The 7262-nt window shown below is 29.6% G+C and carries 7 protein-coding genes; all 7 read right to left on the bottom strand.

Annotated features, from left to right (window positions below; translation table 11 throughout):
- A partial coding sequence (locus HZY83_RS04570; protein ID WP_179942895.1) for a Rib/alpha-like domain-containing protein occupies window positions 1-1654 on the bottom strand: 1654 nt, incomplete at its 3' end.
- Window positions 1655-2023: 369 nt separating this feature from the next.
- The gene (locus HZY83_RS04565; RefSeq protein ID WP_179942894.1) at window positions 2024-3073 is read right to left on the bottom strand and encodes a hypothetical protein; all 1050 of its coding nucleotides are present in this window, start codon (window positions 3071-3073) and stop codon (window positions 2024-2026) included.
- Between the two features lie 50 nt (window positions 3074-3123).
- Window positions 3124-4338, bottom strand: a complete 1215-nt coding sequence (locus HZY83_RS04560) for a lipid II:glycine glycyltransferase FemX (RefSeq protein WP_179942893.1) — start codon at window positions 4336-4338, stop codon at window positions 3124-3126.
- A 22-nt stretch (window positions 4339-4360) separates the two neighbouring features.
- Window positions 4361-5026 (bottom strand): C39 family peptidase, encoded by a 666-nt coding sequence (locus HZY83_RS04555; RefSeq protein WP_179942892.1) that lies wholly within the window; start codon window positions 5024-5026, stop codon window positions 4361-4363.
- A 74-nt stretch (window positions 5027-5100) separates the two neighbouring features.
- Complete coding sequence (gene galE / locus HZY83_RS04550; RefSeq protein ID WP_179942891.1) at window positions 5101-6120, bottom strand: UDP-glucose 4-epimerase GalE; 1020 nt, start codon at window positions 6118-6120, stop codon at window positions 5101-5103.
- A 290-nt stretch (window positions 6121-6410) separates the two neighbouring features.
- Window positions 6411-6569, bottom strand: a complete 159-nt coding sequence (locus HZY83_RS04545) for a hypothetical protein (RefSeq protein WP_179942890.1) — start codon at window positions 6567-6569, stop codon at window positions 6411-6413.
- A gap of 144 nt (window positions 6570-6713) precedes the next feature.
- Complete coding sequence (locus HZY83_RS04540) at window positions 6714-7001, bottom strand: hypothetical protein (RefSeq protein WP_179942889.1); 288 nt, start codon at window positions 6999-7001, stop codon at window positions 6714-6716.
- Window positions 7002-7262 lie beyond the last annotated feature (261 nt).

Raw genomic sequence — 7262 nt, 5'->3', positions numbered from 1 at the left:
GCTCTTCATTCAAGTTAACTGATTGGTCTTTTCCTACTGGTTCGTTTTTATCTGCGTCTGTTCTGTTGTCTACAACTTTTACTGTTACTTCTAGTTCGTCTGTTGTTCCATCTGGATATGTTACTACTACTGTTGCTGGTTTGTCTCCTGCTGAACTTGTGTCAACTGGTGTTTTGAATGACGCTGTTGTTCCTGTTGGTAAATCTCCAAAGTTCTCTACTGAATCTTCTGCTTTTGGCTCTTCGTTCAAGTTAACTGATTGGTCTTTTCCTACTGGTTCGTATGTATCAGCATTTGGTTCTGTTACTGTAATTGTTACTGGAACACGTTCAGTAATTGTTTTTCCTGTTTCAGAATCTGTGTAAGTTACAACAACTGTCGCTTTCACTTCTCCAGCAGAAGTTGTATCAACTGGTGTTTCCCATTCAAATGTCGTATTATCTGGTAAATCTCCAACATTAGAAATGCTATCTTTCGGTGTTACTGCTGTATTTTTAGCAATTGTACTGTCTTGACCTTTTGCTTTATTTATTTTAATCGTTTGAGTTGGTGTTAATGTATCGTCAACCGGTGTACCTATTGGCAGAATATAGTAAATATAACCTAATTTCAACCCATCAACCGGATCCTCAGGGTCTATCCCTAATTTCTGAATATAAGCCATAACCTCTTCTTCAGTTGCATCTTCTCTATATCCCATTGCTGAACCTTCTGGGTAAGATACCGTTACTGATCCGTCATTGGCAACAGTTATTTTTGTTCCCTCTGGTAAATCAGGGTTCGCTTTACGCACATTTTCTTCAACCATTGCTTTTTCTGCATCGGTTAAGTTTTGTGGATCTGCAACTGGTTCTAATTCCGGCACTTTTAATATATAAATATTCTCTTCTCGTGACCAAGGTTGTGTAAAGCCATTATTTCCTATAAGAAAACTTGAACCGTCATTATTGACATAATTTGTACTTACATAACTATATAAACCAACATCTTTGTCAAGCTCACGCATCTCTCCCAAAGCTTCTCCTGTTACATACGTTGTATGAATATATTGGATAGTGGCAATACCCATTTTTTCAGCATCTGTTAAGTTATTAGGATCTACTACTCTTATTTTTTGATGTGGCTGTAAACCGTAAAATTCAATCATATGACGTATCCACTGTCCATTAGACACAACGTTCAATACTTTGTCATGCGAAACAGTTATCGGATCACTACCATCAGTAAAGTATACTGTAAAGATTACTTCCCCATTGCGATTATCAGTTTCTTCTACTCTTCCTGTTGGATCGTCTGCATCATTACCTGATGCTGGTTGAATCATATAATAATCATTCTTTGTCAATTCTACACGATCAATTGGTAATGTAGGATTTTCAGCTTTGATTGCTTCTGTTACTTCTTTTATAACACGTTCATTCACAACTGCAACACTGCTAGAACTCCACGTCGTTTTCACTTTATTTTGTAATTCTGCAACTTCGTGTGTTTGTGCTGCTTGCGCATATTGAGTATTTAAAATAATATCTTGCGGTATCATAGCACCAAATAATGCTAATCCGATAAGAACCGAACCGGCACCATTTTTAAATTTTTTAATTGAAAAACGTTGTTTTACTTTTTCGATTTGATTTTTTTTCTTTTTGGTATTCATTAAATTTTCCTCCTTTTCTACTATAGAGATATAGTATTATAAATTAAAAATAATTATCCAAATTATACCCCTACCCCGTATATTTTGTCAAATTAATTGATCACAAAAATAAGAATAAATTAAAGTAAATTCTACCCTCTGATTAAGCCTATAAAAAACAAAAAAACAACATTATAAATAGCTATTAAAATCATAGAAATATGATTTTATCTACTATATAATGTCGTTTTTATTTTAAGCCAATTAAATTAATTATACCAGAAATATATTAATTATGATGCTAAAATATTTACCAATAATTTTCTATAAATTTATCTTAATTTAAAGTGTATATTGCGTTTTATGATGCTTTAAAATATAAATTATAACCTATTTAAATGTTATTTTCTTTCTCGGTTCTTTTCTTGTATATTTAGCTAAATATTCCTTATAATAATTATTTTCATTACGCTCGTCTATAAGAGTAGCTAACTCCAACGCACATTCATAAGATTCTTCATCAAAAGGTGATGTCGCTATAAAATATCTTAGTTGTGGCATATGTTCTGTCGTATCAAATATTTCTTCTTTATACTTCTCTGCTAATTGTTTTGCATATTCTATATCATTTAACTTAACAGCTACTTCAATAAAATCTGGAATCATAGCGTATACTAAGTCCAGATCTCTCTCAACGTGTTCTACCGCTTCTGGAAATAACTTTTTGGCTTTCTCGTACTCTCCTAAAGCTACCAAACTTTTTAAAACTGGAGCATAAGTAATATGAGGAACTTCTGCACAACTTAATTTCCCAGCTAATATCGGTTCTGCTAAAAATAACGCTTCTTCGTATTCTCCCACAAAACAAGCATAATTTACTTGTTCAGTTACTTCGCAAGCTTCACAGTCATTCATTGCGTCACTATCACTTTCTTGCCACAACTTGTAATTTTCTTTCGCTTTTTCTATCTGTCCCATAATTATATTTTGAAGCATCATAGATTTGTAATACATAGCCAAACTAATATTAAGGTTTGTATAATAAAAATACATCATATCATTTGCTGAATCAATCATTTCTTTGGATACAGCCAAAGAATTTGGTATTTCTGGTATTATCCATTTGAAATACCACATATAATTATACAGATTATAATATAAATCATCTTTTTCTTCTTCGTCTTCTGTACTATCTATTTTATTCGCTGTATTATCTATTAATTGATACAATAATCTCATTCTAAGATCCGCAGCATATTTCGTACTAGAATAATCATCATCAATTATTAGCATTTCTGATAATGTCAACAATAATTCAATGTCTTCTTTTTCTTGTATTTCCCTAACTATATTATAAATGTATTCTTCCTTTTCTATTTTAGTATTTAAACCCTTTATAAAATCAACTATACCTGATGCTTTATCTACATATTCAGACATAAAAATCCCTCCTTTTTTAGTAAATTATACCACAAAAGGAGGGGAATTATTTATTTTTTTAATAATTTTAAAAATTTTCTTCTAAGAGGTAAACCATAGTCATACATAAATTTATATAATTTACTAATACTATAATCAAATTCTCCGTAATGCTCTACTATATCCGGATTAAACTTAGATTTAAACAATAATAAATTATCATTCAAACTACCTTCAATTCCACCAGTAGAAAAATTCTTAACTCCTAAACTATAAGCTTTTTGCATAGTTTCTGCATATACTTTGTACTGAGCAGGCAACTTAGAAAGTCTAGCATCCATACCAGCATATATCATCTCCGCACTACTTCCATAAACCAAAGTGAAAGAAGAGCTTATTATTCTCTCGCCAGTCAAACCTTCATCATATAACTCTGTAAATAAATCCAATAATTTATTTACACTAACTTTTTGTTCTTCTAACTGTCTTTTTTTCTTAGGAGATTTCTCTTTCAACATTATAATTTCATTGTCTAAATTAGAAATATTTTTCTTACAATTAATGATAGCTTCGTCAATATTTATATACGACACAAAAACTAAACAGTTATCTTTATATAGCCTAAAAAGTTTCTCAAAATATTCTCTATTACGCAAAGATATTCCTTTTCTTTTTTCTGTACATTCGATTGCATACAAAAAATCATCTATTTTGTCTATACCTATTTGCTTAACTTTAACAAATTTTTTGTCAGCATCACGAATTAATCTACGTGTATCCTTTGGAAACTTGTCTACAATATTATCTTCTAATTGTGTTACAACCTCAAATCTCGGCTGTATAGTATCACTCATATTAAGCGTAAACCCTTGATGAGTAAATCCTTGACTAGCAAAGATATTCAAAATATCATCTTTTTTTAAGTTATAGTCTTCCTCTTTAAAAGATATTAACGTAGCTCTTTTGGCAATTTCAGGAATATCAATTTTTACTAATTTTGCTCCTTTACTATGAGCATACTTTTTTAGCTCTTCTAAAAATTGCCTAAGCAATAATTCATTACTATAATCTAAAATAGGTCCTCTTGCTATGTACCAAAGACCATTTCTTACTAATATTTGAGCAGTAGCACAAATATTACCATTATCAACTAGTGCCACTCTTTTAAAATTCCAAGTTTCACTCTTAACTTCTGCCCACTCGGTAGTTTGAAAAATATTACAGTACTCACTACTTTTTAAAAAGTTATTATATTTTTCTACATCTACATTATCTATAAAATTCATTATATTATCCTCTTATTAATATTTAACGTATTACTAGAGATTTACTACCATACGCTTCATATTTACTATAAAATGTTTTTTTATCTAGTTTTCTTTCTCCCAAGGAAGGATCATTTATATACCAATTTTGATTATCATACCCTACGACTAATACCGCGTGCAAGCCTGAGCTAGAATATAGAGGCTCACTATCTGTTAGTATAGCTATATTGACTGGCTCCCATGAATACCAAACTAGAACAGGATTACCAAAAAGTAATTCTCGCTCTATATCTTCTAATGTTAATTTGCTACCTACATAAGAATTAGATTTGTAACTCTGCACTCTATCAATAAGAGCTTCCGGCCATATAGTAGGAACCGTTCCATTATAATACTTAATAGAATACATATCTCCCATAAAACCTTTGCGTGGATCAAAAACCGTAGGTATATCTTTAATAAAGTTATTTACATTAGTATCTATACCACTATAACTCAAAGCCATATTGATACTAACACATTCACAACCCATAGGTATAAAGTCAGGATATAACTGACTAAAAATTGGTACTGATAATTTATAATTATCTGGTTGTATATAAAAACTATCCAAAGGAGTAAAAAACTGTTTATAATTAGCATTACTATCTTTGGAATTAAAAAATATTAATAAAAATAGTATACATAATATTTTTTTCTTAGTCACTAATTTCTCCTATACAATACAAACAAAAAGGGTATAAATTTATAATTAATTATACCCTCATATTTTTAATAATTTTATTTGAATCCGTCTGGATGTTTACTTTGCCATCTCCAAGAATCGACACACATACGCTCAATATCAAACTCTGCTCGCCAACCTAGTTCACGAAAAGCCAAAGAAGAATCAGCATAACAAGTAGCTATATCTCCTGGACGTCTAGGTGCCAAAACAAAAGGCAATTCTCTTCCAACTGCTTTATTCATATTTTTCACTATATCTAAAACTGAGTATCCGTTACCTGTTCCTAAGTTATAAACAGAAACACCTGATTGTGGTTCTAATTTTTTTAGAGCAGATACGTGTCCTTTTGCCAAATCAACTACGTGAATATAGTCACGTACCCCGGTTCCATCGTGAGTATCATAATCAGATCCAAAAACATTAACTTTTTCTAGTTTCCCTACAGCAACTTGCAAGATATACGGCACCAAATTGTTAGGTATTCCGTTAGGATCTTCTCCTAAATCTCCACTTTCATGAGCTCCAATAGGGTTAAAATAACGTAATAACACTACATTCCAATTATTATCAGATGTATAAACATCTTTTAATATTTCTTCTAACATCAATTTAGTACGACCATAAGGGTTTGTCGCTGACAGTGGGAAATCTTCTTTAATAGGTACTTTATGAGGATCTCCATATACCGTAGCAGATGAGCTAAAAATTATATTTTTACAGTTATTTTTCGCCATAACTTCACACAAAGTTACTGTTCCTGCTACATTGTTATCGTAATAAGTAAGTGGTATTTGGCACGACTCACCTACTGCTTTTAGCCCTGCGAAATGTATTACTCCAAAAATGTTTTTTTCTTTTTTAAATATTTCATCCATTTTACTAGCATCTCTAATATCAGCTTTATAAAATGTCAAATTTTTCCCTGTGATTTCTTGAACTATTTGTAAACTTTTTTCACTAGCGTTATATAGATTATCCACCACCACTACCTCATATCCAGAGTTTAATAGCTCTACGCAAGTGTGAGAACCGATATATCCTGCTCCCCCAGTTACTAAAATTTTTCTAGTCATTATAAAATATTCTCCTTAATTACAAATACTTTTTTCAACTATTTTATATAATAAATAAAATCTAATACATTAATTTTATAGCATTATGCACCTACTGTCAAATTTTATTGGCTATTACTAAGGGAACAGTACAACTATAATACAAAGTTTTTTCAATATATAATTAATTAAAAAATATACGCTAACAAGTATTTATAGTTTATAAATAAATGTAAAAAAAGACGGCTAATTACCGTCTTTTATCTTGGTTTTATATGAATAAGTAAGATTGGTACTATAATTTTGATATATTATAATTCATTTGTTAAGATACGTATATTTACTTGCATTATATTTTCATCTAAAATTAATTGACTATTATGTATAGCAGCATACTCTCTAATCATTTTTTTAAATTCATCATCAAGATTAGTTATATCTATCTTGATATAACCTATTATTTGATTCAAACTTTTATCGTTACAATCAAAACTTTCGCTAATTTTACTTAACTCTATATCATTTTCTACAACTTTAATTTTTTCATTAGTTGATATTGAATAATATCTAGTAGCTATATCGTTATTTTCATTAACTACCGTCTCTAATGAAATTTATAATAAATTTCCTAATCTCAATGTTGATTCTAACTTTATATTTTTATTTACAAAATGTTTTTCTATAGCTTCTTTACTCAAATATCCATTGTCACCTACAATAAAAATTTTATTATTTGTTGACTTATTTAATTCGTCATTAATATTTTCTGTTGTTAAAATAATTTTTTTATTATTTTCTAAATAAGATTTCGTAAAGAAATCTTGATAATCTTGACTTAAAGCTACATTTGTTCTTAGGTTAATATAGGTTTTATAGTTGTAAACACCAACAGCTAATAACACAACTGACAATACTATTAATATGACTGAAAAATATTTTTTTTCGCAGTTAACCTACTTATTATTTTGAGAAACAGGAACTTAAAAAATTTTTAAATAAAATTTAGTAAACATTTTTTAATATATAATTATTAATACCGTATGCTTTAAGTATAATGTGGAAAACGTTTGTAATCAATATGAAAAACAGTTAATTAAATAAAGATAGCTATGAATAAATATTCTTCTCTTATTTACTGTATAAATTAGTTAACAGATAAATAT

Origin of the sequence: Gemella sp. GH3 (assembly GCF_013415425.1) — a bacterium.
Classification (GTDB): domain Bacteria; phylum Bacillota; class Bacilli; order Staphylococcales; family Gemellaceae; genus Gemelliphila.
The sequence above is the reverse complement of the archived record's forward strand: the minus strand, read 5'-3'. Positions and strand labels throughout refer to the sequence as shown.

What these genes read in the sequence shown, in the direction of transcription:
- HZY83_RS04565 (WP_179942894.1), bottom strand. Translation starts at nt 3,073, where the DNA reads ATGTCTGAATATGTAGATAAAGCATCAGGTATAGTTGATTTTATAAAG.
- HZY83_RS04560 (WP_179942893.1), bottom strand. Translation starts at nt 4,338, where the DNA reads ATGAATTTTATAGATAATGTAGATGTAGAAAAATATAATAACTTTTTA.
- galE (WP_179942891.1), bottom strand. Translation starts at nt 6,120, where the DNA reads ATGACTAGAAAAATTTTAGTAACTGGGGGAGCAGGATATATCGGTTCT.